Origin of the sequence: Micromonospora sp. NRRL B-16802 (assembly GCF_001279555.1) — a bacterium.
Lineage (GTDB): Bacteria > Actinomycetota > Actinomycetes > Mycobacteriales > Micromonosporaceae > Micromonospora > Micromonospora profundi.
This window is the reverse complement of sequence record NZ_LGEB01000024.1, coordinates 37,789-63,162: the sequence shown is the minus strand read 5'-3', so window position 1 is coordinate 63,162 and position 25,374 is coordinate 37,789. Positions and strand designations below refer to the sequence as shown.

Annotated in this window: 20 protein-coding genes and 1 riboswitch; of the genes, 9 read left to right on the top strand and 11 right to left on the bottom strand. The window is 71.9% G+C overall.

Annotated elements, in window-relative coordinates; genetic code table 11:
• The first annotated feature begins 227 nt into the window (after window positions 1–227).
• Window positions 228–369: riboswitch (cyclic di-AMP (ydaO/yuaA leader) on the top strand.
• Between the two features lie 244 nt (window positions 370–613).
• Window positions 614–1,465 (top strand): C39 family peptidase, encoded by an 852-nt coding sequence (locus tag ADK66_RS05085; RefSeq protein WP_053652724.1) that lies wholly within the window; start codon window positions 614–616, stop codon window positions 1,463–1,465.
• 136 nt (window positions 1,466–1,601) lie between these two features.
• Window positions 1,602–2,348: an alpha/beta fold hydrolase gene (locus tag ADK66_RS05080; RefSeq protein WP_053652723.1), complete on the top strand. Its 747-nt coding sequence runs from the start codon at window positions 1,602–1,604 to the stop codon at window positions 2,346–2,348.
• A 19-nt stretch (window positions 2,349–2,367) separates the two neighbouring features.
• Here ADK66_RS05080 and ADK66_RS05075 read toward each other — a convergent pair whose 3' ends face one another.
• The 4 genes from ADK66_RS05075 to ADK66_RS05060 all read right to left on the bottom strand — a co-directional run bounded on the left by ADK66_RS05075 (window position 2,368) and on the right by ADK66_RS05060 (window position 7,453).
• Window positions 2,368–4,053, bottom strand: a complete 1,686-nt coding sequence (locus tag ADK66_RS05075; protein WP_053652722.1) for a CDP-glycerol glycerophosphotransferase family protein — start codon at window positions 4,051–4,053, stop codon at window positions 2,368–2,370.
• Between the two features lie 39 nt (window positions 4,054–4,092).
• Window positions 4,093–5,613 carry a bifunctional cytidylyltransferase/SDR family oxidoreductase gene (locus tag ADK66_RS05070; RefSeq protein ID WP_053652721.1) on the bottom strand — a complete coding sequence of 507 codons (1,521 nt, stop codon included), beginning with the start codon at window positions 5,611–5,613 and terminating at the stop codon, window positions 4,093–4,095.
• 129 nt (window positions 5,614–5,742) lie between these two features.
• Window positions 5,743–6,552 carry an ABC transporter ATP-binding protein gene (locus ADK66_RS05065; protein WP_157552259.1) on the bottom strand — a complete coding sequence of 270 codons (810 nt, stop codon included), beginning with the start codon at window positions 6,550–6,552 and terminating at the stop codon, window positions 5,743–5,745.
• Window positions 6,553–6,556: 4 nt separating this feature from the next.
• Entirely contained in the window at window positions 6,557–7,453 is an 897-nt protein-coding gene (locus ADK66_RS05060; RefSeq protein ID WP_053652719.1) for an ABC transporter permease, read from the bottom strand.
• Between the two features lie 179 nt (window positions 7,454–7,632).
• On the opposite strand from ADK66_RS05060, the gene ADK66_RS05055 reads away from it, so the two are divergent.
• The 3 genes from ADK66_RS05055 to ADK66_RS05045 all read left to right on the top strand — a co-directional run bounded on the left by ADK66_RS05055 (window position 7,633) and on the right by ADK66_RS05045 (window position 12,550).
• Entirely contained in the window at window positions 7,633–8,271 is a 639-nt protein-coding gene (locus ADK66_RS05055) for a TetR/AcrR family transcriptional regulator (protein WP_157552241.1), read from the top strand.
• A gap of 128 nt (window positions 8,272–8,399) precedes the next feature.
• Window positions 8,400–10,511 (top strand): DUF6077 domain-containing protein, encoded by a 2,112-nt coding sequence (locus tag ADK66_RS05050; protein WP_053652717.1) that lies wholly within the window; start codon window positions 8,400–8,402, stop codon window positions 10,509–10,511.
• Window positions 10,512–10,786: 275 nt separating this feature from the next.
• Window positions 10,787–12,550, top strand: coding sequence for a CDP-glycerol glycerophosphotransferase family protein (locus tag ADK66_RS05045; RefSeq protein WP_053652716.1), 1,764 nt, complete (start codon window positions 10,787–10,789; stop codon window positions 12,548–12,550).
• A 53-nt stretch (window positions 12,551–12,603) separates the two neighbouring features.
• Here ADK66_RS05045 and ADK66_RS05040 read toward each other — a convergent pair whose 3' ends face one another.
• Window positions 12,604–12,942, bottom strand: a complete 339-nt coding sequence (locus ADK66_RS05040) for a DUF952 domain-containing protein (protein WP_053652715.1) — start codon at window positions 12,940–12,942, stop codon at window positions 12,604–12,606.
• A 103-nt stretch (window positions 12,943–13,045) separates the two neighbouring features.
• On the opposite strand from ADK66_RS05040, the gene ADK66_RS05035 reads away from it, so the two are divergent.
• From ADK66_RS05035 to ADK66_RS05025, 3 genes are all read left to right on the top strand, one after another.
• Window positions 13,046–13,357: a hypothetical protein gene (locus ADK66_RS05035; protein ID WP_053652714.1), complete on the top strand. Its 312-nt coding sequence runs from the start codon at window positions 13,046–13,048 to the stop codon at window positions 13,355–13,357.
• Window positions 13,358–13,445: 88 nt separating this feature from the next.
• Complete coding sequence (locus ADK66_RS05030; protein ID WP_053652713.1) at window positions 13,446–14,102, top strand: response regulator transcription factor; 657 nt, start codon at window positions 13,446–13,448, stop codon at window positions 14,100–14,102.
• 9 nt (window positions 14,103–14,111) lie between these two features.
• On the top strand, window positions 14,112–15,548 hold the full coding sequence (locus ADK66_RS05025; RefSeq protein ID WP_053652712.1) for a HAMP domain-containing sensor histidine kinase: 1,437 nt from the start codon (window positions 14,112–14,114) through the stop codon (window positions 15,546–15,548).
• A 4-nt stretch (window positions 15,549–15,552) separates the two neighbouring features.
• Here the strand turns inward: ADK66_RS05025 and ADK66_RS05020 are convergent, their stop codons facing one another.
• From ADK66_RS05020 to ADK66_RS05005, 4 genes are all read right to left on the bottom strand, one after another.
• Entirely contained in the window at window positions 15,553–16,509 is a 957-nt protein-coding gene (locus ADK66_RS05020; RefSeq protein ID WP_053652711.1) for a TAXI family TRAP transporter solute-binding subunit, read from the bottom strand.
• Between the two features lie 82 nt (window positions 16,510–16,591).
• Entirely contained in the window at window positions 16,592–17,284 is a 693-nt protein-coding gene (locus ADK66_RS05015; protein WP_053652710.1) for a hypothetical protein, read from the bottom strand.
• Between the two features lie 103 nt (window positions 17,285–17,387).
• Window positions 17,388–18,185, bottom strand: coding sequence for a peroxide stress protein YaaA (gene yaaA / locus ADK66_RS05010; protein ID WP_053652709.1), 798 nt, complete (start codon window positions 18,183–18,185; stop codon window positions 17,388–17,390).
• Window positions 18,186–18,249: 64 nt separating this feature from the next.
• Window positions 18,250–19,869 carry a glycosyltransferase family 39 protein gene (locus tag ADK66_RS05005; RefSeq protein ID WP_053652811.1) on the bottom strand — a complete coding sequence of 540 codons (1,620 nt, stop codon included), beginning with the start codon at window positions 19,867–19,869 and terminating at the stop codon, window positions 18,250–18,252.
• Between the two features lie 120 nt (window positions 19,870–19,989).
• Here ADK66_RS05005 and ADK66_RS05000 point away from each other — a divergent pair, with 120 nt between their 5' ends.
• Entirely contained in the window at window positions 19,990–21,030 is a 1,041-nt protein-coding gene (locus ADK66_RS05000; RefSeq protein ID WP_053652708.1) for an App1 family protein, read from the top strand.
• A gap of 7 nt (window positions 21,031–21,037) precedes the next feature.
• Here the strand turns inward: ADK66_RS05000 and glgB are convergent, their stop codons facing one another.
• Both glgB and ADK66_RS04990 read right to left on the bottom strand, forming a co-directional pair.
• Window positions 21,038–23,140: a 1,4-alpha-glucan branching protein GlgB gene (glgB, locus tag ADK66_RS04995; RefSeq protein ID WP_053652707.1), complete on the bottom strand. Its 2,103-nt coding sequence runs from the start codon at window positions 23,138–23,140 to the stop codon at window positions 21,038–21,040.
• Window positions 23,128–25,227, bottom strand: a complete 2,100-nt coding sequence (locus tag ADK66_RS04990; protein WP_053652706.1) for an alpha-1,4-glucan--maltose-1-phosphate maltosyltransferase — start codon at window positions 25,225–25,227, stop codon at window positions 23,128–23,130. The genes glgB and ADK66_RS04990 overlap by 13 nt, the downstream gene beginning before the upstream one ends.
• Between the last annotated feature and the right edge of the window lie 147 nt (window positions 25,228–25,374).

Below are 25,374 nucleotides of genomic sequence, written 5' to 3'. Positions count from 1 at the left end.
CGGCCGGATTGTTCCCGCAGATCCGGCGGCATTGTCGACGACGTGTCCGCTTGTCGACCTACGGTGCCTCCGTAACCGCTCGTCCCATCGAGTCACGTCAGCGGCAAGACGCCCGGAAATTGTCGCCCCGTTCAAGGTTTACGCAGGTGAGCGAGGCTTGGCAGGGCTCTGGGCGGCCAGTAGGGTTCGTCCCGTCCGGTGCGGTAATCGATCGCGAATGGCGACGCCGCACCGACCCGCTCAATCGTGATCAACGAACCGGGGACCCACAAGTACGTCCGGGGTGAATCCGCGAGCCACGGCCCGCGGTAGGGCGATCTTCCCGCCCGAATCCGTCAGCTAACCCGGTAGGCGGTGTCGGAAGGAGTTCCATCCCCATGCAGCACCCGCACACCCCTCGGCTATTCCTCCGCCTTCACGGCGTCGCGGTACCCACGCTTGCCCTCCTCGTGGCGGTGAGCTGACCCCCAGGGTCACCGCATTTCCCGCCCGGCCGCGCCGGGCGTTTCCCTGAGCGGTTCCACCATCCGCGGACCACGGTCCGCGCGCTGGCGCGTGCCCGGATACCGGCTGCCCCCGGTGTGCCGCTCTCCCCCTGAACCGTGGAGGACCCGTGAAGCACACCCTGCAGCGTCAGCTGCGTCGCCTCGCCACCGAACGCCCGTACCAGATCGCCGTCGCCTCCGCCGCGGCCCTCGCCATCGCGACCACCACCGGCGCCCTGGTGGCCGGTGCCGACGAAGCCCCCGTCGGCCAGCACACCGCGTCGACAGTCGCCGAGATGCGCAGCGACACCGCCGCCTCCCGCGGCGACGCCCGGGACGCGGACCCCTCGGCCAGCGCCGCCCCGACCAGCGCCAGCCCGAGCAGCGCCGCCCCCTCCGCAAGCGCCGCATCGCCGGCCGCCAAGGCCAGCAGCGACCCGGACCTGACCGCCAAGAAGGCAGCGCCGAAGCCGCCCGCGACAAAGGTGCTCGACTTCCGCTACCAGGCGCAGAACACCTACTACAACTGCGGCCCGGCGGCCGTCCGCAACGCACTCAGCGCCACCGGCATCAACCGCACCCAGGACCAGTTGGGCGCCGAGCTGGGCACCACCGAGATGGGCACCAACTCGGCCCTGGACACCACACGGGTGCTCAACGCCGAGGTGAAGGGCTCCCCGTACCGGACCCGGATGTTCGCCGGCTCGCCCAGCCCGGCCCAGATGGACCGCCTCCAGGCTGACGTCGTCACCGCGATCACCGACGGCCGTGGCGTGGTGGCCAACGTGGCCGGGGACGCCGTCGACACCAACGGCGGCTGGCACTCCTTCGGCGGCGGGCACTACGTCGCGGTGGTCGGCTACAAGGACGACGGCCGTACCGTGCGGATCGCCGACTCGGCGAACGCGGCCTACGGCGAGTACTGGATGACCACGATCAACCTCGCCAACTGGATCGCAACTCGGGGTTACTCCGCCTGACCCTGGCGTGAGGCCCCACCAGACGCCGCGGGCGCCGTCTCCCACGAGGGGCCGGCGCTCGCGGCGTCTTCGTCGACGCCGGGCCAGGGCGGCGACGGCTCTCGTCGCGGGCTGTGAACCGTGGGAGACTGCGGCCGTGCTGGATGAATCGGGTGGTCACGCCGACCGTAGGCCGGTCCTGCTTCTGCTGCACGGCATGGGGGCTACCGGTGACGTCTGGCTGCCCTGGGCGCCACTGCTGGAGCAGCACTGGCCCGGCAGGTGGCTGGCACCCGACCTCGCCGGCCACGGCTGGTCGGCGCCGCTGCCGACGTACTCCTTCGAAGGTTTCGCCAACCGCATCGCCCAGGCCCTGGCGCCCGGCGACCGCATCGTGGTCCTCGGGCACTCGCTGGGTGGGGTCGTCGGCCTGGCGCTGGCCGCCCGCGCCGCCGGAACGCCAGTGGACGCCGTGGTGGGGCTCGGCATCAAGGCCGTCTGGACGCCGGACGAGCTGACCCGCGCCGCCGACGTAGCGGCCCGCCCGGTCAGTTGGTTCGCCAGCCGGTCCGAGGCGGCCCGTCGCTACCTGCGGGTCGCGGGGCTTGCCGGCCTGGTCCCGCCGGACCACCCGATGGTGGACGCCGGCCTGCGCCAGATCGACGGCCGGTGGCGCCTCGCGATGGACACTGGCGCGTTCGCCGTCGGGGAGCCCGATCTCGCCGCGCTCCTGGCCGCGACCGACGTGCCGGTGGTGCTGGCGCGCGGCGAGCACGACACGATGGTCACCGACGCGCAGCTCAAGGAGTACGGGGTGCCGGTCGCCACGCTGCCCGGGCTCGGGCACAACGCGCACGTGGAGGACCCGGCGGCCGTGCTGGCGCTGCTGGACGCCTACCGCTGACGCTCGGCACGCCTCTGGTTCAGGCCAGCGGAGTGAGCTGCGTCGACCGCTCGGTCGAGTGGTCCGTCGACGCCAACTCCCGGCGGGCGGCGGTCAGGAACGCCTCGGCGTACGACTCGGCGGGGAAGTCACCCAGGTAACGCCTGCGGGTCGCCCAGCGCGCCTCGGCCAGCGGGTCGGTGTCGAGCAGGGCGGTCAGCACCTCGTCGGCGTTCGACATGTCCCGGCGCAGCACGTAGCCCGACGCGGCAAGCGGGAAGTTCTCGGTGAACCGTTCGCCCTCGTCGCCCATGTCGGTGACGGCGTACGGCTTGCCGGAGTAGAGGTAGTCCGAGATCACCCCGGACACGTCGGAGATCAGCGCGTCGGAGCGGTTGACGCACTCGGTCAGGCTCAGCTCCCGGGCCGCAGCCCCGACCACGTGCGGTCGCCCGGTGCGGTTCCGGTCGGCGACCAGCAGCTCGGTGAGCCGGCCCAGTTGACGGGCGGATGCCGGGTTCTGCGTCGTGTACGGGTGGGCCCGCAGGATCACCGTCGCGCCGCGTGCCAGCAGCCGCCGCAGCAGCGCCTCGGCTACCGGCAGCGAGCAGTAGTCGGCGTCGGCGTGGTGCCCCGTCCAGGTCGGCGTGTAGAGCACAGTGGGCTGGGCCAGCCCGACGGCCGGCTCCGGGCGTACCTGGATCGACTCGACCTGCGGGCGGCCCACCACGACGAACTTCTCCGCGGGGATCTGTATGCCGGCGCGGGCGTACCTGTCGATCGCCGCCGGACCGGCCACGAAGATCCGGTCGAAGATTCCCGAGACCGGGTTGGCGCTGGGCGCCTTGTCGCTGTCGCCGTGGTGCAGCTGCACGTGGGTGAGCTGGGTGAACCGGATGCAGTGGCTGTTCTTCGCGCCGTGGTTGACGTAGAAGGCGGTGCGCAGGCTCGGCACCAGCGCCTCGTCCATGGTCCGCAGGGTGGGGCAGTAGACCACTGGCGCGCTTGTGGCCGCGGCGATCGGCGCGAGGAACTCCGGCTCGCGCACCATGACCAGGAAGGGGCGGCCGATCCGCTCCAGGTACGGCAGCCACATGGTGACCTGATATTCCGAGCCGGGCGGCGCGGAGAAGTGCAGCAGGAACTCCGGCTGGTGCCGGCGCAGTGCGCGAGCCACCGGGTTGCCACCGCTGGCAGGCCGGAACCGCCGCCGGGCCAGGTCCAGCGCGACAGCCCCGGCGCCGGCGCCAACCAGGAGGCTGGCGGCCAGCGCGACGACGGCGGGCAGAGCGAGCGCGGCGGCCACCGCCACGACGGCGAGCAGCCCGAGCAGGGCGGTGCCGAGCTGACCGGCGATCAGCGGGGTCCACGTCCGTACCGGCAGGTTGGCTGCCCGGATCTCCAGGTTGCCGGCGGTCCGCAGCGGCCCCACCAGCAGCACCAGCCCCAGCAGGACCAGGGCGGTGGCGGCGAGCGCCAGGTCGAACCCGTCGTCAAGCCGTCGGGCGTAGCCGACCAGCACGGCGGCGGCGATCAGCGTGGTCTCCGCCACGAGGTCGGCGCCGGGCCGGACTCGCTGTTCGGCGGCGGCCGCCGCCAGCGCGGCGACAGCCAGCGCCAGCCCCCAACCGGTGGCGCCGGTCAGCGCCACCACGACGAACGCCAGCACGGCCAGGCCGACGCTCAGGCACCGGGCGGCCAACTTTCGGACCAGGTCACCGCGCATGTCGCTCCGTTCGCCGCCGTCCCGCTTCCGCTACCCGCGTCAGCTTGCGGAGGTCGTGCCAGCCGACACCTCGACCCGCCCCGCGCCGGACTGGGCCGGTACGGCAGCCGGCGCCGGCCCGTCGCCGGGCGCCCGGCGTACGTCGATGACCTGGCCGGTGAGGTCGGAGACCAGCACGTCGAGCGAGGACTGGGCGACGGCCTCCGCGGCGAGCAGGGTGTGCTCCGGCTCCTCGCCGAAGGCCCGCGTCCGCATCGGGGTGGCGGTCCGCTCCGGGTTGATGCAGTTGACGCGGACGCCGACGTCGGCCCACTCGTCGGCGAGCGCCTGGGTCAGGTTGACCAGGGCGGCCTTGGTGGCCGAGTAGAGCGCGTAGCGGGCCCGACCCCTGGTGTACGAGCTGGACGTGTAGAGCAGCAGCTGACCCTTGGTCTGCTGGAGGTACGGCAGGGCCTGGCGGGCGATGGTCACCGGGCCGACGAAGTTGACCTGCAACAGCCGGTCCATCGTCTCCTCGTCCATCTCGGCCAGCGCGCCCCGCTCCAGGATCCCGGCGGTGACCACCACGTGGTCGATCCGGCCGGTGGCCTCGAAGGCGGTCTTGAGGGCGGCCTCGACGTCCTCGGCGCGCTCCACGTGGGTGCCGGTGGTGGAGCGGCTGAACGGGAAGACCTGGGCGCCGTAGCCTCGGGCCAGCTCGGTCAGCTCGTGGCCGATGCCGTAGCTGCCGCCGAACACCACGATGGTGCGCCCGGTCAGCTCCTCGGTGTAGCTGCGGTGGTTGGTCAGCCGGGGCGCCTGCGCCGCGGCGAGCTGGAAGAGCTTGTCCGCCAGGTGCACGTCGACCGGGTGGGTGACCTTGATGTTCTCGTCCGAGCCGTCGATCACCTTGATCGGGGTGCCCGGCAGGTAGCGCAGCACCACGCCACAGTCGTCGGTGGCGGCGAAGTTGGGGTCATCCTCGGCGATCCGGTACGCCTCACGGATGGTGGGGGAGCGGAACGCCTGCGGGGTCTGGCCGCGGCGCAGCCGGGAGCGCACCGGGATGTCGGTGATGCAGTCGTTCTCGTCCACCTGGATGATCGTGTCCGCGGACGGGATGGCCACGTCCACGGCGTCGTAGGTCCACAGCGCGTTGACGCACTCGCGGACGATCCGGCCGCTGAGCAGTGGGCGGACGGCGTCGTGGAAGAGGATGTTGCAGTCGGCCGGGCCGACCGCGTCCAGCGCGATCCGGGTGGTGGCGTTGCGGGTGTCGCCGCCCTCGATCACCTTGGTGACCTTGCGCAGGCCGGCCTTCTCGACGATCTGCCGGGCGTCCTCGACGTGTCCGGTCGCCATCAGCACGATGATCTCGTCGATCTCCGGCGCGGCCTCGAAGACCGCGAGGGTGTGCTCGATGATCGGTTTGCCGGCGATCTTCAGCAGCTGCTTGGGAATGCCGAGGCCCAGCCGGGTCCCGGTGCCGCCGGCCAGCACCACGGCCACTGTCCGCGACGGCCGCCAGGGTACGGGGGTCTCCGTTGCGGCGTCCGGGCCAGTGGTCTGGTCCTGCGTCATTGCCGGATCCTCACTCTCGTCGAATGCGTTAACGGAAGGTTCCGCCCGAGCGGCGACGGAATGAACCTTAACGCGCGGACCGCGCCGCCCCAACGCGGGCGGCGCGGTCCCCCTGGTGCCGCGTCGGTGCTACTTCTTGTTCGCGTACGCCTCGTATGCCCGGATGACCTCGTCGGTGGGGCCGTCCATCCGCAGGACGCCCGATTCCAGCCAGAGGGTCCGTTCACAGGTGTCGCGCACCGAGGAGAGCTGGTGGCTGACGAGGAACACGGTGCCGGCACCTTCGCGCAGCTCCCGTACCCGCTGCTCGCTGCGCTTGCGGAAGCCCTTGTCGCCGGTGGCGAGCGCCTCGTCGATGAGCAGCACGTCGTGCTTCTTGGCGGCGGCGATGGAGAACCGCAGCCGGGCCGCCATGCCGGAGGAGTACGTGCGCATCGGCAGGCTGGCGAAGTCACCCCGCTCGTTGATCCCGGAGAAGTCGATGATCCCCTGGGCCTGCTTGGCGACCTCGTCGGGATGCATGCCCATGGCCAGGCAGCCCAGCACGACGTTGCGCTCACCCGACAGGTCGTTGAGCAGGGCGGCGTTCACGCCCAGCAGCGACGGTTGCCCCTGGGTGTGGATGGCACCTCTGTTGACCGGCAGCAGGCCGGCGATGGCCCGCAGGATCGTGGACTTGCCGGAGCCGTTGCTGCCGATCAGCCCGATCGCCTCGCCCCGGTACGCGGTGAACGAGACGCCCTTGACGGCGTGCACCTCGCGGATGTTCGGCGCGTTCGTGCGCTTCACCAACCGGCGCAGCGCGGCCACCGGCGTGGTGCCACCACCGGCACCCTGGTGCACCCGGTAGATGATGTGCGCGTCGTCCACCACAACTGTGGGGATCCGTTCCGGCGTCAGCACGGGCAGGGCGACGGTCGCCTCGTTGGCGGCGTGCAGGGAATCAACCACGGCCGTACTCCTGTTCGCCGCGCCAGAAGTAGATGAAGCCACCGATGCCGGCCACGAGTGCCCAGCCGGCGCCGACCAGCCAGAGCTGGGTCAGCGACTCGTTGAGCAGCGGCGGCTCGTCCAGCAGCGCGTAGCGGGCCAGCTCGATGTAGACGAGCAGCGGGTTGTACTGGACCAGCGTCGATGCCCAGCCGGGCAGCCGCGAGAAGAGGCTGACGCTGTAGAGCACGCCGGAGCCGTACATCCAGGTGCGCATGAGGAACGGCATTACCTGCTTGAGGTCGCTCGCCTTGGAGCCCATGCGGGCGACGAACAGCACCACGCCGGCGTTGAACACCGCCTGTAGCAGCAGGGCCGGCACGAGTATCAGCCACTTCCACGTGATCGGCTCGCCGGTGACGAGCACGATCCCGATGAGCACCACCATCGAGGCCAGCAGCTGCTGGAACTGGGTCACAGTGGTGGACAGCGGCAGGCTGGCACGGGGGAAGTGCAGCGCCCGGATCAGCCCGAGGTTGCCGCTGATCGACTGGGTGCCCGCCAGCACCGCGCTCTGTGTGAAGTTGAAGATGAACAGACCGGTCGTCAGGTAACCGATGAAGTTCGGGATCCGGTCGTTCTGCGCCAGCACCACCCCGAAGATCAGGTAGTAGACGGCGGCGTTCGTCAGCGGCGTGAGCACCTGCCAGAGCTGGCCCAGCTTGGCGTTGCTGTACGAGGCGACCAGCTTGGCGTTGGCGTACGCGGCGATGAAGTGCCGGTAGGCCCACAGTCGGCGGCTGTACTCGACCAGGGACGGGCGCTCACCGGCGACCCGTAGTCCGTGTCGAGCGGCCAGCTGCGCCTGGGTCAGGCCCGTGTGGGGGTCGACCAGCGCGGTGGTGGCCATGGAAATGGCGCTCCGATCTTTCGTGCAGACGGGGTGGCTCGCGACGATGGAATCCTAGTGGGAAGTGTGCGCGGGGCGCCGCCTCGTCGCTGCCAGGACAGTAGTCCGAAACACGTCGGGACGCAACCGTACCGTCGTTGCGCTACGCTGGTCGGCGTGACCTGCGAGAAGAGTCTCTGGTGACGACCGAAAAGAGGCGTGCCCCTGCCGGCGCGGCGGTGCTGCGTGACGAGATCACCACCGCCATCCGCCGCGCGCTGATGCAGGAGCTCGCCGCTGTCGGCTACGGCCGGCTCTCCATCGAGGCGGTGGCCCGCCGGGCCGGCGTCAGCAAGACCGCGATCTACCGACGGTGGAACTCCAAGCTCGACCTGGTGGTGGAACTCGTCGCCGCGGCGGCGCACGGCAAACTGCCGGTGCTGGACACCGGCACCCTGCGCGGCGACCTCGCGGTCCTGTTCCAGGCGGTGGCGCACGCGCTGCGCCACCCGCTGGCCTCGCAGATCATCCCGGACCTGCTGGCCGAGGCCGCCCGCAACCCGGCCATCGACCAGACCCTGCGTGAGGTGCTGCACGCCCGTCAGCAGGAGATCGGCGGTCGCCTGATCACCGGGGCCGTGCAGCGAGGCGAACTGCCCGCCGACACCGACCCGGACGCCGCCGTCGACCTCATCGTCGGCCCGCTCTACTGGCGGCTCGCCATCGCCCGGCTGCCGCTCACCGACAGCTACCTGGACAACCTTGTCGAATCAGTTGCCGTCGCGCTCGGCGCGGGCGTTTCCCTGCCGCAGCCGAGGGTGGCGCCAGCCTCTGGCTGAGCGGCCGCGCGACACCCGCCGCGCGAGGGCCGACCATCCCGTTCGCCTCGGCTAGGCTGCCCCCTTGACACTTGGCCGTCACCAGGCCGACACCTCCCTTGATCCCCGCCCTGACGAGAAGGACGCCCGTGGCCAACGTCGACAGCATCGCCGTCGCGCCCACCGATTCGGACCCACCGTCGCGGTCCGCACAGGCACCCGGGCCGGCCGTCGGCCCCGACCGAAGCCCGGCAGCGCGGGTACGCGCGCTGGTGGCCGCCGCCCCGGCGCTGCTCACCGATGGCGCCGTTGTCGCGTTCGCGCTCTTCACCGTGATCTATCACGCGGCCTTCATCTTCGCCCTGCGTCCGTCGGTGACCTTCCGGATCTGGCTGCTCGCCTGCGTGGTGCTCGCTGTGGTGGCGCTGGTGCGTGCCCGCCGCCGCTCGGCCGCCACCGGCGCGGAAAGTGAACAGCCCGAAGCTGTCGCGTCGACCGACACGCGACCCGCCGTCGACCGCCGACTGCTGATCGGCGTGCTCGTCGCCGCCGCGGTGGCCGCGCTCACCGCCGGTGTGATCGGCACCGGCGCTGGTGTCTCCTGGTGGATTCCGGCGGTGTTCGGCCTGCTCGCGGCCATCGGGGGGATCCTGCTGCTGCGCCGGGTCTGGCTGGCTGGCCCGACGTCCACGTCGATCGGGCCGGCGCCGACCGCGGCGCAGTCGGCGTACGCGCTGGTCGTGTCGGTGCTGGTGGCGATCTCCTCGTTCTTCCTGGCCCGGAACACGCCCGACGACGTCTACTACGTCGGGAAGTCGGTCTGGATCGCCGAGCGGGATCTCATCCCGCTCAACGACTTCCTGTTCTCCGAGAACGTCCTGCCGGCGATGGGTTCGCAGCCGCCCATCCCGTCGATCGAGGTGTTCAACGGCGCGCTGGGCAACGTGCTGGGCATCCACGCCGCGTCGGCCACCTGGTATCTGATGCTGCCGATCCTGGCGGTGCTCGCGGTGCTGGCGCTGTGGCGGCTGACCCACAGGTGGGCCCCGCGCCGTCCGGTGCTGGCCTTCACCGTGGCCATCGCGTACCTCTACCTGGTCGTCGGCGGGGACGCCGCGCTGGGCACGTTCCACCTGCCCCGCCTCTACGAGGGCAAGGGCATGTTCGTCTCGGCCGTCATCCCGCTGATGTGGCTCTACCTGACCGAGTGGTTCGACACCCGGTCCCGGCGCAGCCTGGTGCTCATCGTGGCGCTCTCGATCACCGCGATCGGCCTCACCACCACTGCCGCGATCATCCTGCCGATGCTGGTCGGCGCCGCAGGCTTCGCCATGCTGCTGGTCGGGCGGTGGAAGGCCGCAGTCGTGGCGGGCGTGGCGGCGCTCGCGTACCCGATCGGCTCGCTCGTGGTGTCCCGCCTGGTCCTCGGCGGACTGAGCGCGGACGGCGCGGACGACGCCTTCTTCGACGCTGCCTACACCTACAAGCGGACGCTGACGGTCGGCGTGGTCGGGGTGATCAGCGGCCTGGCGCTCTGGTGCGGCCCGCTGCTTGCCCGTCGACGTACGCCCGCGCTGCTCACCGCCGGTGCGACGCTCGCGTTGAGCGTGCTGTTCGTTCCCGGTGTGCTGGAGACGCTGAGCGCGCTGAGCGGCATCTCGGTGGTGCTGTGGCGTGTGCCGTGGTTGCTCGCCCTGCCCACGCTGATCGGGCTGCTCTGCACGGTGCGGGTGCCGGCGCCCACGCCGTTGCTGCGACGCGCGGCGGCGGGCGGGCTCGCGGCAGCGCTGGTCGCCTCGTTCGCCATCTTCGCCACCCCGATGTGGTCGGCGACGAGCTGGGTCGAGGTGCACGACCGGCCCACCTGGAAGCTGCCCCAGCAGCGCCAGTCCATCGCCTTCTGGATCAAGGGGCTGGAACGGCCGCCGGGACTGCTGCTCGCCCCGAAGACGATCATGCGGGCGTCCCTGATCGTCACCAGCGAGGTCCGGGTCGTCCTGCCCCGCGACTTCTACCTCGTCGAGTACGACCTCGAATCCCAGTTCGCCAAGGACCGGCTGCTGCTCGCCGCTTTCGCCGACGGCACCGAGAAGCCGACGGCGACCGAGTTGGCACCGGCGCTCGACCGGCTCGACGTGGGCACCATCTGTGTCTACAACGGCAACGAGTACGCCCGTGAGATGGCGCCGCAGCTCGGTTACCAGGAGTTCGCGAAGCGGCGGGCACCCGGCGCGACGACCTGTTTCCGGCGGGCCGGCTGAGAGCATCGTCGATCGGTTCGGCCGGGCCCTGCTGCGGGGCCCGGCCGGCCGAGGTACGAGCTTTGACCGAAATGATGGTGGATACCCGAGCGACGCCTCCTTGTCCCCTCGCGTTAAGGTCGCAGTCACGCGCTGCCGGCCGTCGCACGGGAATCCGGACCACAGCCGCCGTGACCTGCCGCGCCCATGGGCATGGTCGCCCGTGCGCGGTGGGGAGTGCCGTCGACCCACCGAGGGCTCCGGCCCGTCCTGGAAAATCGTAGGGAGCGAACTCTTTGTTCGGCACGTTGACAGGCCGCCTCGGAGTGGCCGCATACAGCGCGTTGCTGGTGCTGACCTATCTGCTCATGCTCGTCGGTGGCGTATTCGGCTGGGTCGGCCTGTTCGCCGTCGCCGGGCTGGCCGCCATCCTCGGCGAGTTCGCCGTCGCCCGCTGGTCACCGTCCTCGCAGCTGCTCCTGGAGAAGGTCGGCCTGCACTGGTCGTACCGGCAGCTGACCCGCGACCTCGCGGCCGTGCTCCTCGTCGCCGCCGAGGTGCGCTTCAGTGGCGGAGAGCTGACCCTGCTGCTGGCGCTGCCTGCCGCGGTGTGGGTCGTGTCGGTCTTCGCCGGGGCGTTCTCCACAATGATCGAGCGTCGTAACCCGCTCTCGGCGATGGTGCGCAACATCGAGCTGGGCCCGCTGCGCGCCGCCCCCCAGCCGCCGGCCTGGGCGGCAGCGGTCGCCGGGGACCGGATGCCCCTGCTCAACCTGCTGCTGGTGCCGGCCGCCGTGGCCGCCGCGGTGCAGCACGATCCGACGCCGTTCTTCGTCGCTGGCGCGGTGGCGGTCGCGGCGACCGGTGTGGTGGGTGCGATCGTGGCGCTGACCTGGCTGCGCGGTCGGGGCCAGAAAGCCGGCCAGGGCACGCTGATGGCCGCCGTGCAGCGCTGGCTGGACACCAACCAGCCCGAGGTGGCGCTCTACTTCGCGGGGCCAGCCAAGGACGTCTACCAGGCCAACATGTGGCTCGCGCCGACCGAGGCGCTCAACCAGCGCGCTGTGGTCCTGCTCCGCAGCAAGGAGGCGTTCGCCGAGCTCGCCGACACCCGGCTTCCGGTGATCTGCGTACCGGCCGGGGTGGACTTCATGAACCTCGAACTCGGCAGCGTCCGTGTGGCGCTCTACGCCGCGAACGTCGGCGCGAACATCCACATGCTCCGCGAGCCGGGCACGAAGCACATCTTCGTCGGGCACGGCGACAGCGACAAGCAGGCGAGCGTCAACCCCTACAGCAAGGTGTACGACGAGGTCTGGGTCGCCGGTCTGGCGGGCCGGGAGCGGTACGCCCGGGCCGGGGTGGGGGTGCTCGACTCGGACATCGTCGAGATCGGCCGGCCGCAGCTCGCCGGTGTGCACACCTTCGGTGCCGAGTCGGTGGACCGGCCGTTCACAGTGCTCTACGCCCCCACCTGGGAGGGCTGGCTCGACGACGACCCGTACCACACCTCGCTGGTGTTGATGGGTGAGCGGATCGTCAAGGGGCTGCTGGCCACGACTCCCCGGCTGCGCCTGATCTACAAGCCGCACCCGCTCACCGGGTCGCGCTCCAAGGCGGCCCGGGCCGTGCACGAGCGCGTGGTGGCGGCCATCCGCGCCGCCGGCGGCAACCCGGATGCGGCCTCCCTGGACGGCACCGCGCACCTGGTCGTGACCGGCCGGACGCCGGCGCTGTTCGACTGCTTCAACCAGACCGACCTGCTGATCAGCGACGTGTCCAGTGTGGTCTCCGACTTCGTGCAGAGCCAGCGGCCGTACGTGGTGGCAAACCCCGCCGGCCTGCCGGAGGACGAATTCCGCAGGCAGTACCCGACGGCTCGGGCCGCGTACCTGCTCTCCAGGGACTGCGGTGAGCTGGAGAAGATCGTGACAGTGACCCGGGCCGGCGACGACCCGATGACCGAGGCGCGCCGGGAGCTGAAGACCTATCTGCTCGGCCCCGCCGAGGCGAACCCGATGGACCGGTTCCAGGAGGAGATCGCCCGCCTCTGCCGCTGACCGTACGACGACCCGCGCCCGGCCCGACACCTGTCGGACCGGGCGCTGTCGTGTCAGCCGAGCAGCGCGGCCACCGCGTCGGCGACCGGAGTGTCTGCCGGTAACGCCTGCGCCGCCACCACCGCCGTCACCGGCAGCGGACCGTACACGTGCGGGAACAGCTGCCCGCCCCGCGACGGCTCCCAGCGCAGCGCGTCGCCCAGCGGCTGCTCGTCGACGCTGAGCAGGGTGAGCCCGGTGGCGCCGGTGAAGTGCCGCCGGGCTGTCTCCACCACCTGGTCGGCGGCGGACAGGTGGATGAAACCGTCCTGCCGGTCCACGGCCGAGCCGGTGAAGCTGCCGGAGGCCCGGGCATCGTCCCAGTCGACCGTCGGCAACAGCTTGTAGATCATCTCCGCAGCCTACGTCGGCCGGTAGGCGCGTTTCGGCCGTACCGCCGCCGACGCCGGTCGCGGCCCGGCATGCTCAGGTGGAGCGGCCGTGGAGGGATGGACGATGGCGAGCTACGACGACGACTGGACCGACACCCAGCGTGCGCTGTACGACGAGTGCTACCGGGCCGGCGGTGAGTGGGCCGAGGACCCGGACACCCCGTCCGACGACGTGCAGCATGTGATCAACCTGGCCGAGGCGGACGACGACGCCTTCAACGACGCCGAGATCGACTACCCACCTCTTGTCGACGCGGTCACCCAGGCCAGCGGAGTCGACGTCACGAGCGTGCCGGCCCGCCACGACGATCCGGGGTTCCGGGGCTTCGCCGACGGCGTCCGGGACGCTGTCGCCGACGACGTCTTCGGTCTCTGATCGCGGGCGGCCGGGAGGCGGCCCTCCCGCTCGCAATGCCCTTCTGCGACCATTCGCAGGACGGCGCTGCGAGGGATGGAGGGCACGGGTGCGGATCCTGCTGGTGGAGGACGACCGTCGGGTGGCCGCAGCGCTCTCCTCCGCCCTCACCCGCCGCGGCTACGAGGTCGAGCACGCCGCCACCGTCGCCGCAGCGCTCTCCGCCGCCCCGTGCGACCTGGTGCTGCTCGACCTGACCCTGCCCGACGGAGATGGCACCGACCTGTGCCGGGAGTTGCGGCGGCGCAGCAATCAGCTCGGCATCATCGCGGTGACAGCGCGGGGCGAGGAACGCGACCGGGTGCTCGGCCTGCGCCTGGGCGCCGACGACTACGTGGTCAAGCCGTTCTCGATGGTCGAGTTGCAGGCGCGGATCGAGGCGGTGCTGCGACGGGCCGCGAACGCCGCCCCCGAGCGGCACCTCATCGAGGCGGGGACGGTACGCATCGACGTGGCTGCCCGCGCGGTGACCGTGGAGGGGCGTGCTGTCACGTTGACCCGCAAGGAGTTCGACGTGCTGCTGTCGCTGGCCCGCCAGCCGGGGGTGGCGGTGCCCCGCGACCGGATCCTGCTCGACGCCTGGGGCACCACCTGGGCCGACCGGCACACCGTCGAGGTGCACGTCGGGTCGTTGCGCGGCAAGCTGGGCGACCCGCGCCTGGTCGAGACGGTACGCGGGGTCGGCTACCGGTTGCGCGATGCGTGAGGGGCTGCCGTGCGCCGTCGACTGGTGATCAGCTACCTCCTGTTGATGGTGCTCGTCCTCGTCGCGTTGGAGAGCCCGCTGGCCATCACCCTGGCCAGTCGGGAGACCGAGCGGGTCCGCGCCGACCGGCTCGCCGACGCCACCCGGTTCGCCTCGCTGGCCGGGCCGGCGCTGCGCGGCGGCGTGCCCGGCCCGATCGCTGCGGAGCTGCGCAGCTACGACGAGTTGTACGGGATCGGCGCGGCCGTCGTCGACCGGGACCGGGACATCGTGGTCGGCTCGGCGCTCTGGCAGGCCGCCGATACCTCAACGGTCCTGGACACCGCGCTGTCCGGCCAGCAGGTCAGCGACCCCGATCTGGTGTGGCCCTGGTCGACCGGCCCGGTGGTGGTGGCGGTGCCGATCAACGACGGCGGCGAGGTGCTCGGCGCGGTGGTGATCGTGACGCCGGCCGACGAGATCCGACGGGCCGTCGTCACCTGGTGGCTGCTGCTCGCCGTGGCAGGCCTGCTCGTGGTGTTGGCGTGTGTCCTCACGGCGTTCGGGCTGGCCGGGTGGGTGCTGCGCCCGGTCACCGAGCTGGACGCGGTCACCCACGAGATCGCCGAGGGTGACCGGCGTGCCCGGGTGCAGCACCGGCTCGGCCCTCCGGAGCTGCGCCGGCTCGCGACGAGCTTCAACCACATGGCCGACGTGGTGTCCGACGTGATGGACCGGCAGCGCGCGTTCGTCGCGCACGCCAGCCACCAGCTGCGTAATCCTCTCACCGCGCTGCGGCTGCGGGTGGAGGAGCTCGGGCCCAGCCTCACCGACCCCGACGGGCGCTCCGAGCACCGGTTGGCGTTGGAGGAGACCGACCGGCTGGCGCTGGTGCTCGACGCCCTGCTCACCCTGGCCCGGGCCGAACGCGAGGAGAACGAGCGGGTCACGGTGGACGCCGCCGCGGTGGCCGCGTCCCGGGTGGCCGCGTGGACGCCGCTGGCCCGGCGTGAGTCGGTCACGCTGCGGCTCGCCGTGACGGACGCTCCGGCGTACGCCCTGACCGTGCCGACCGCCGTCGACCAGGCGTTGGACGCCCTGATCGACAACGCGGTGAAGTTCAGCGGGGCCGGCGGGGTGGTGACGGTGGCGGTGGCCTACCAGGACGAGGGGGTGGCCCTGGAGGTGCGCGACACCGGCCCGGGGATGACCGAGAGTCAGCTCGGTCAGGCCACCGAGCGGTTCTGGCGGGCGCCGGACGCGCAGAACGTCGACGGCGCCGGGCTCGGCCTGACCATCGTCGCCGTGCTTGTGGACGCGTCCGACGGTCGGCTCACCATGCGGTCGGGAAAGCCGCAGGGGCTCGTTGCCGGCCTGTGGTTTCCAGCGCCCGCACCCGTACCGCCTGCGGACGCTGTGGACGAGGAGAACCTGGCGGTCGACCTGCGGCCCACCTCGGCGCGGTAGCGAATCAGGGTTTCGCCGCCCGGTACCAGGCGGCGGCACCGGGGTGCAGCGACAGCGGGGCGGTGGCGATCGCCGAGCGGGGGCTCATCCGCCCCGCCGCCGGATGCGCGGCGGCCAGCTCGGTCCGGCGTTCCATAAGCAGCCGGGTCACCTCCCGCACCAGGCGTTCCGGCAGGTCGGCCCGGACGATCAGATAGTTCGGGTTGGCCACCGTGGTCACGGACATCACGCCGTACACGGAGCGGGGGATGTCCCGGGAGACGTAGACCTGCCCGTAGCGGACGCGCAGCAGCTCGGTCCACTCACCGAGGTCCACGATCCGGGTGGCTCTCTGCCCAGCCAGGTCATCGATGCCCCGCACCGGCAGACCGCCGGAGAAGAAGAACGCGTCGATGCGTCCGGAGCGCAGCGCGGCCACCGAGTCGTCCAGCCCGAGACGCTCCCTGTGGACTCCGTCGGGGCCGCCGAGCGCGGCCACCTCCAGCAGTCGCATGGCGGTGATCTCGGTGCCGGAGCCGGGTGCGCCCACGGAGACCCGCCGGCCGCGCAGGTCCTGGAGCGTTCGGACCGGCCCGCCGTCGGTAGTGACCAGGTGCAACTGGTCGTCGTACACCCGGGCGACCGCGTCCACCAACGGGACGTCCGCCGGGTTGGTGGGCAGCACGTCCGCCTGCGTGAAGCCCAGTTCGGCCGCACCGGAGCCGACCAGGCGGACGTTCTCCGCCGAGGCGGCGGTGACCACCACGGTGGCCCGTACCCCGGGCAGTTCCCGGTTGAGGATGGTCGCCAGGGACTGTCCGAACGCGTGGTAGACGGCGGTGGGGCTGCCGGTGGCGATGCGGATGGCCACGGGTTCGGCGCGGGCCTCCCGGCAGCCTGCGGGAAGGAAGGCCGCGATCAGCAACAGCGCGGCCGTTCCCGCGCGGCGGTGACCGACCCGGCCCGACGAGGTACGACTCACGCGGTGCACTGTGCGCCGTCGAGCGGCGGTGCGCAAGCTCGTCCCGGCGGCCGGTCGGCACGGCGGCGCGGCGTTGCCCGGTTCAGCCGGCGCGGAGTGTCACCTCCGACACCGTGCCGCGAGCCGCCTCCATCGACGCACTCCGCAGGATGCGCTCCCGGTCCGGGCCGTCGGCCACGCTCACCAGGCAGCAACCGGTACCCGCGCGGAGCACTGCCGGCACGTCCAACACGGCCGCGCCTCGGACCAGCACGGCGGCCAACTCCCGGTCGGTGATCCGTACGCCGAGGATGTGCCGCCGCACGTGGCGCCCGCCGGCCAGCAGCGCCGACCGCCACGCCGCCGCCGCGAGCCGGGACACCCACAGCCTACGGGCCGGCGAAGCGCCCGGCAGGGGACCGCCCAGCAGCTCCCGTCGGCCCTGCCACCAGCCGGCGTTCATGAGCCGGGTGTACGAGCCCCGGTGCGCCGGGGACACCTCGAGGCGGTGCAGTTCGTAGCGGCGGCGCAGACCGCCGACGGCCACCTCCTGGGTGACGGGGATGTCGAGGCGGCCGAGCAGTTGCCGCATCCGCTGGGCGGCGTCCTCCCTGTTGAATTCCACATACGGTGAGTGCGAGGGGAGCGTGGCAGCCGGCCGGGTGGTGGTGGGCGGTGCCGCGCAGCGCAGCAGGCAGGCGGCCTCGAACGCGTCGCCCAGGGTCAGCCAGTCCAGCGGAGGTGGTGTTGTCACCGGTGGGCGGGGCCGTTCGAGCAGAGCGGGATCGCGGGCCAACGGGGCTCCCTCGTCGGAGTCTGGGTTCCCCTACCGTGGCGTCTGCAGGGCCGTTGCGGAACCGTTGCCGCCCAGCCTTGAGGAAAATTTGCGGCAGCCGCCCCTACAGGTCGGTGACAACGAGGTCCACCTGCCGCATTCGGCCCGCGGTGGGTGCTTCCTCCTCGACTGTGTACTTCAGCTCGCGCAGCACCTCGACAAGCCCTGCGGCGGTTCGTGGCCGTGCCCCGGCAAGCAGCAGATCACGGACCAGCCGACCCTTTGTGGCCTTGTTGAAGTGGCTCACCACCGAGCGCACCGGAACACCGTCGACGTCGCGCTCGTGCAACACCCGCACGGTGACCGTCCGCTCGGCCAGGTCGCCGCGGGGCGTCCAGGTCGCCGCGTACGCGCCGGAGCGCAGGTCCAGCACCGGGCCTCTGCCTGCCGCGCCGGCCAGGACCGGCGCCAGCTCCCCACGCCAGTACGCCGACAGCGCCCCGATGCCGGGCAGGCGCGCTCCGATGGGGCAGCGGTACGGCGGGATCCGGTCGGCGAGACGTACCGCGCCCCACAGCCCGGAGCTGACGAGGATCGACCGGCGTGCCGCCCGCTGCGCCTCCGCCGGCAGCGACGCCAGGTCCAGCGCCTCGTAGAGCACACCTGTGTAGATCTGCGCGGCCGGCGCGGTGGCGGCCACCCGCAGTCGGGCGTTGCGGCGCAGCTCGCCGCGCTGGCCCTCGCTGAGGCCGAGCGCGGCCCGGGCCGCCTCCTCGTCCGGCCCGTCGCTGAGCGTCACCAGCGCGTCGAGAACGCGCTCGCGGGCCGGGTTCAGCTCGGGCAGCGAGAGCTTGTCCGGGTTCCACCGTCGTCCGGTGCCGGCGTCGGCCTTCCCCTCCGAGGGCGGCAGCAGGATGAGCATCGGGGTCTCCTCGACGGGCGGTACGGCGCCCCACGCGCCGGCCCGGCCAGCGTACGACCCGTCGTTACCGCCAGGGCCGTACCGGGGTGTCAGGGTGGTACACGCGATAGCCACCGACCTCCCGCACCAGCGCGGTGTCGGCCCGGTCGGCGAGCAACCCGCGCAGCCTCCGGTCCATCGGCGAGTCGGCCTCCACCACATAGCCCGGCCGCTCGGACCGCCCGACCTGCCGCCAGTACGGCCGGTAGCGGTTCTGCCCGGGGGACAGGTCGCCGTCGAGCACAGCGCACACCACCGTCTCGTCGGTGTTGAACACCAGCCGGTTGCAGGTCCAGTAGTCCCCGTACACCTCGTGGGGGCCGTGGGCGCGCAACGCGGCGGCCAACTCCCGGGCCTGGCGCTCCTCGGTCCTGGGCGCGGCGACGCCGGTGGTCGCGAAGAGCACTGTGACCACGAGCGTGGTCACCGTCAGCGCGACCAGTGCGGCGGTGGCCAGCGCGCCGGTGAGCCGGCCGAGCGCGCCCACAGTGCCCCGCCAGGCGGCGACCGCCGCCAGCCAGAGGGGCCAGAGCACCGCCGGCAGCGACAGTTGCAGCACCGACAGGTAGCGGGCGTTGTCCAACGGGCTTGTCGCCGCGAGAGGGCTGCGTACGTACGACAGCAGTGTCAACGCCGCGCCGGCGACCAGCGCGAGGTGCACCACCGGCCCGACCCGCGCGCCGCGTGGCGTGTTCGTGGCCCGGCGGTACGCGACCACCGCGAGCACCGCGGCGGCCACCAGCAGCACCGGGTAGAGCAGCCCGAACCACTGCTGCCAGCGGCCGCAGCCGTCCACCGGGCAGAGCCCGTGCGCCAGCGGCACCCCCTCCAACAGGCCACCCCGGATCCGTTCCGACCACTGCGGCATCGGGCCGGCCTTGGTGCTGACCTGCCGGAACACCGACAGGGAGTCCTCGCCCGGACCGGCCCGCAGGTTGTCCCAGAGCATCGGTGCCACGCCGACGGCGAAGCCCGCCACCAGCAGCAGACCGGACCAGCCGAGCAGGTCCCGCCGCAGCGCCCAGACCAGCGCCAGCCCGGCCACCGCCAGGTACGGAAGGATCAGCCAGTCCGACCAGGCTGCCAGCCCGACGAGCAGGCCGAACAGGGCGACGGCCAGCCGGCGGTGGCGTACGGTGCCGGCGGCCAGCCCCACGGTGATCAGCAGCATCAGCAGCACCGCCGGCTTCACCTCCGGCCGACCGCCGACGACGGTGAGCTGGTCGCGCACCACCCGTTCGGCCCCGAGCGCCAGCAGGCCCACGACGAGGACGGCGAACCACGGCGTGCAGATCCGCCGGGTGAGCCGGTAGATCAGGTAGAGGAACACCGCGTACAGGGCGAGCATCGGCAGCCGCAGCACCGGCCAGCTCGGCCCGGTCACCGCGAGCAGCGGCGCGGCGAGATACGACTCCAGCATGCCCATGTAGTGCTGGCCGTAGAGGAAGACCGGACGCTCCCGACCCTGCCCGATATGCAGGGCGGCCAGCCCGAAGGTCGCCTCGTCGCTGTTCGACGACGGCACTGTGTACAGCGTGAGGACCAGCCGGTACCCGACGCCGATCAGCCCGAACAGCAGCGCGACGAGCGCCGGCCGGTCGAGTCGCGGACGCCACCGCCCACGGTGCAGCTCTTGATGTGACACGACCACGCCCCCGTCGTCGCCCCGACGGAGTGTTTCACGTTCGCCGGGGTCGCCGAGGTGGATCGCCGCAGCCGGCCCGCTCGCGTGGCCGCTGCCGCCGACGTGTGGCAGGGTTGGCGGGTGCCACCCACTCCCGCCGGCCAGTTGGCCGTGCCGAACCTGCACCGGGCCGCGCGGTTCGAGGACGCCGTGCACCAGCTCGTGGAGCGTCGGTTGCGGCGCACCGGCTGGCGGATCAACATCATCGCGTACGCCGGCTACGGCCGCCCCGGTTGGGTACGCGTGATGTGCCGGGTGCTGCTGGGCCGTCCGGACACCCGTCAGCGGGGTCGCCTGGACAAGGTCCGCGGCTGGCGCAGCTTCACGACCCTGCCCGCCAAGCACGTCACGGTGCAGATCGAGGCCGGCGGGGTGCGGTGTGAGGCGCAGGCCGACCGCAGCGGCTTCGTCGACACGCTCGTCGAGGCCGATCTGCCGCCCGGCTGGGGTTCGGTGCGGCTCAGCGTGCCCGACGCCGAGCCGGTCGACGCGCCGGTGCGGATCCTCGACCCGGACGTCACGTTCGGCATCCTGTCCGACATCGACGACACGGTGATGGTGACCGCGCTGCCCCGGCCGCTGCTCGCCGCGTGGAACACCTTCGTCCTCGACGAGCACGCCCGCAACGCCGTGCCCGGCATGGCGGTCCTCTACGAGCGGCTTGTCACCGCCCACCCCGGCGCCCCGGTGTTCTACCTGTCCACCGGCGCGTGGAACGTCGCGCCGACGCTGACCCGGTTCCTCTCCCGGCATCTCTACCCGGCCGGGCCGCTGCTGCTCACCGACTGGGGTCCGACCGCCGACCGCTGGTTCCGCAGCGGCATGGAACACAAGCGCAGCACCCTGGCTCGGCTGGCCAAGGAGTTCCCCGACGTGAAGTGGCTGCTTGTCGGCGACGACGGCCAGCACGACCAGGAGATCTACCGCGAGTTCGCCGCCGCCCACCCGGAGAACGTCGCCGGGGTGGCGATCCGCAGGCTCTCCCCGACCCAGGCGGTGCTTGCCGGTAGCCTGCCGGCCCCGGCCGGCGCCTCGTCGGCGGGGCCGGTGGGGCAGAAGTGGCTGTCCGCGCCGGACGGCGCGGGGCTGTGGCAGTTGCTCCGCGACGCCGGCCTGGTCTGACGTCGGGTCAGTTCCTGCGGAGCCACACGGCACCCAGCGGGGGCACCTGGAGGGCCGCCGACGCCACCATTCCGTGCCACGGCACGTCTTCGGCGTGCACCGCGCCCAGGTTGCCCACGCCCGACCCGCCGTAGTGGTGGGCGTCGGTGTTGAGCACCTCGATCCACGTCCCGCCGGCCGGCAGGCCGATCCGGTAGTCGTGCAGCGGCTGGGCGGAGAAGTTCGCCACGCACACCAGCGTCGAGCCGTCCGGGGCGATCCGGATGAACGACACGGTGTTGTTGGCGACGTCGTCACCGGCGATCCAGCGGAACCCGGCCGGTTCGGTGTCCTGTGCCCACAGCGCCGGCGTGTCCCGGTAGACCCGGTTCAGGTCGCCGACGAGCCGCTGCACGCCCGCGCGGGCGGGGTCGTGCAGCAGATACCAGTCGAGGCCGAGTTCCTCGCTCCACTCCCTGTCGTCGGCCAGCTCGGAGCCCATGAAGAGCAACTGCTTGCCCGGGTGCGCCCACATGTACGCCAGCAGCACGCGCACGTTTGCCAGCCGCTGCCAGGTGTCGCCGGGCATCTTGCCGGCCAGTGACCCCTTGCCGTGTACGACCTCGTCGTGGCTGATCGGCAGCACGTAGTTCTCGCTCCAGGCGTACGCCAGGGAGAACGTGAGCTGATGGTGGTGGTGCTGGCGGTAGATCGGGTCCTTCGAGGTGTAGAGCAGGGTGTCGTGCATCCAGCCCATGTTCCACTTGAACCCGAAGCCCAGCCCGCCCTCGGCCGTGGGCTGGGTGACCCCCGGCCAGGCCGTGGACTCCTCGGCGATCATGACGACGCCGGCGTGGTGCTTGTAGACCGTCGCGTTCACCTCCTGCAGGAACGCGATGGCCTCCAGGTTCTCCCGACCGCCGTACTTGTTGGGCTCCCACTCGCCGTGGTTGCGGGAGTAGTCCAGGTAGAGCATCGAGGCGACCGCGTCCACCCGCAGCCCGTCGATGTGGAACTGGTCGCACCAGTAGAGCGCGTTGGCGACCAGAAAGTTGCGCACCTCGCGGCGGCCGAAGTCGAAGACGTACGTGCCCCAGTCGGGGTGCTCTCCGCGCCGCGGGTCGGGGTGCTCGTAGAGCGGGGTGCCGTCGAAGCGGGCCAGGGCCCACTCGTCCTTGGGGAAGTGGGCGGGAACCCAGTCCAGGACTACGCCGATGCCTGCGGCGTGCAGCTCGTCGACGAGGTGGCGGAACTCGTCCGGGTCGCCGAAGCGGGACGTGGGCGCGTAGTAGCCGGTCACCTGGTAGCCCCAGGAACCGCCGAACGGGTGCTCCATGACGGGCAGGAACTCCACGTGCGTGAAGCCCAGTTCGGTGACGTACGCGGTGAGCTGCTCGGCCAACTCGCGGTAGCCGAGGCCGGGCCGCCACGAGCCGAGGTGCACCTCGTAGACGCTCATCGGCTCCTGGTGCGGCTGCCGCTCGGCGCGTCGGGCCAGCCAGTCCGCGTCGTTCCACCGGTACGTCGAGTGGTACACCACCGACGCGGTGGCCGGCGGCACCTCCGCGTACGCCGCCATGGGGTCGGCCTTGTCGCGCCACTGCCCGTCGGCGCCGAGGACCCGGAACTTGTAGCGGGCGCCGACGCGGGCATTGGGCACGAACAGCTCCCACACGCCGCTGGACCCGAGCGAGCGCATCGGCCACCCGTCGTCGGGCGCCCAGCCGGTGAAGTCGCCCACCACCCGCACGCCCCGGGCGTTGGGTGCCCACACGCTGAACGCCACGCCCTCGTCGAAGACCCGCGCGCCGAGCGCGTCCCACAGCCGCTCGTGCCGTCCCTCGCCGATGAGGTGCAGGTCCAGTTCGCCGAGGGTCGGCGGGTAGCGGTACGGGTCGTCGTGGACGGCCCCGTCGACCTCCACCCGGTAGTCGAGCACTGTGCCGTCGACCTGCGCCTCGAAGACGCCGACGTCGTGCACCCGCTTCATCGGGTAGCGCTCGTCGCCGACGAGCAGCACCACGTCGCCGGCACCCCGGCGCATCGTCCGGACCGTCGTCGAGGAGTCGGTCGGGTGCGCGCCGAGCAGTGCGTGCGGGTCGTGCGTCGCGCCGGTGATCAGCTGGTCCATCGGGCGTCCTTCGGGGCGGCGTCGGTCGGGGCGGCTGGTGCCGGGGTCGTCGGTGCGGTGCCGCCGGAGAGCTCGTCGGGCACCTCGGCGACGGTGAGGTCCGCCGGCTCGGCGCCCGCCGGTTCCGGCGTGGTCGGCGGGGTGGGGCGACGCACTGTCAGCACGTGCGCCGGTTGCAGGTACGGGTCGAGTCGCACCGCGTTGCGCTGACCCCAGTCGTAGCTGGTGCCGGTCAACTCGTCGTGCACTGTGAACCGCTCGTGCCAGTCGAAGCCGAGCGCCGGCATGTCCAGTGTCGTGTTGCCCCACTGCACCTCGCGCGAGTCGAACGAGCAGACCACGATCACCGTGTTGCCGGTCGCCGGGTCGTGCTTGGACCAGCAGAGCAGCGCCGGGTTGTCGATCTCGTGGAACCGCAGGTTGCGCAGCTGGTGCAGGGCCGGGTTGTTCCGGCGTACCCGATTGAGGGTGGTCAGGAACGGTGCCAGCGAGCGGCCCTGCGCCTCTGCGGCGGCCCAGTCGCGGGGCCGCAGCTCGTACTTCTCGTTGTCCAGGTACTCCTCGGCGCCCGGTCGGGCCACGTGCTCGAAAAGCTCGTAGCCCGCGTACAGACCCCAGGAGGGGGACAGCAGCGCGGCAAGCACCGCCCGGATCTTGAACATCGGCGGGCCGCCGTGCTGCAACGACTCGTGCAGGATGTCCGGGGTGTTCGGCCAGAAGTTCGGCCGCATGTAGTCGGCCGACGCGACCAGTTCCTCGCAGTACTCCCGCATCTGCGCGGCCGTCGTGCGCCAGGTGAAATAGGTGTACGACTGCGTAAAGCCGATCTTGCCCAGCCCGTGCATGATCGCGGGCCGGGTGAACGCCTCGGCCAGGAAGAGCACGTCCGGGTCGACGGTCTTGACCTCGGCGATCAGCCAGTGCCAGAAGTCGAACGGCTTGGTGTGCGGGTTGTCCACCCGGAAGATCCGGATGCCCTCGCCCACCCAGTGCAGCACGACCCGCAGCACCTCGGCCCGGATGCCCTCGGGGTCGTTGTCGAAGTTGACCGGGTAGATGTCCTGGTACTTCTTGGGCGGATTCTCCGCGTACGCGATGCTGCCGTCGGCCCGGGTGGTGAACCACTCCGGGTGCTCGGTGACCCACGGGTGGTCCGGCGCGCACTGCAACGCCAGGTCCATGGCGACTTCCAGGCCCTGCGCCGCCGCCGCCTCGATGAAGGCGCGGAAGTCCGCGGGCGTACCCAGGTCGGGGTGGATGGCGTCGTGGCCGCCCTCGGCGGCGCCGATGGCCCACGGCGAGCCCACGTCGTCGGGCCCGGCGGTGAGCGCGTTGTTGCGGCCCTTGCGGTTGATGCGGCCGATCGGGTGGATCGGCGGCAGGTAGAGCACGTCGAAGCCCATCGCGGCCACACCCGGCAGCCGGTCGGTCGCGGTGGCGAAGGTGCCCGACCGGCCGCCCGCCGCACCCTCCGAGCGGGGGAAGAACTCGTACCAGGCCGAGTAGAGCGCCCGCTTGCGGTCAACCCAGACGGTGTACGCCTCACCGGCCGTCACCAGCTCCCGCACCGGGTGCTCCCAGAGCAGGTCGGCCAGGCTCAGCGCCGGGCCGACCCGCTGCGGCAGCGGCAGGTCGGTGTCGGCGAGCGCGGTGAGCGCGTCGGCGAGCCTGGGCCGGTCGCTCGCCGGCACGAGGTCCCGGGCGGCGGCGAGCACCCGCGTGCCCTCGGCCAGGTCGTTGGCCAACTCGGCCGGTCCCTGCCCGGCGGCGATCTTCTTGGTCACCGCGTTCTGCCAGGTCAAATACGGGTCCTGGAACGCCTCGACGGAGAACGTCCACTCGCCCACGGCGTCCGGCGTGATGGTGGCGTGCCAGCGGTCCTGGCCGGGCTCGCCGGGGCGCATCCGGGTGAACGGCCGGGTTTCGCCGTCCGGGCCGGCCCACACCACGTTGCAGCCCAGCGCGTCGTGCCCCTCCCGGTAGGCGCGTGCCGACACCGGAACCGGTTCGTCGACCACCGCCTTCGCCGGGTACCGCCCGCACGAGACGACGGGGGAGACGTCTTCGATCGGGAACCGTCCAGTCACCCCGCCAACCTACTGTGCGAGATCGGCTCGCGCGCGGCCAAGCAAGCCTGTCTCCCCCTGCGGCCGGGCCCACGGTCGGTCTCACGTCCGGTCGGCCCCCGCTGCCGTCTGGTGGGCCGGTCCTGTCGGGTGGCGCGGCCAGTGGTG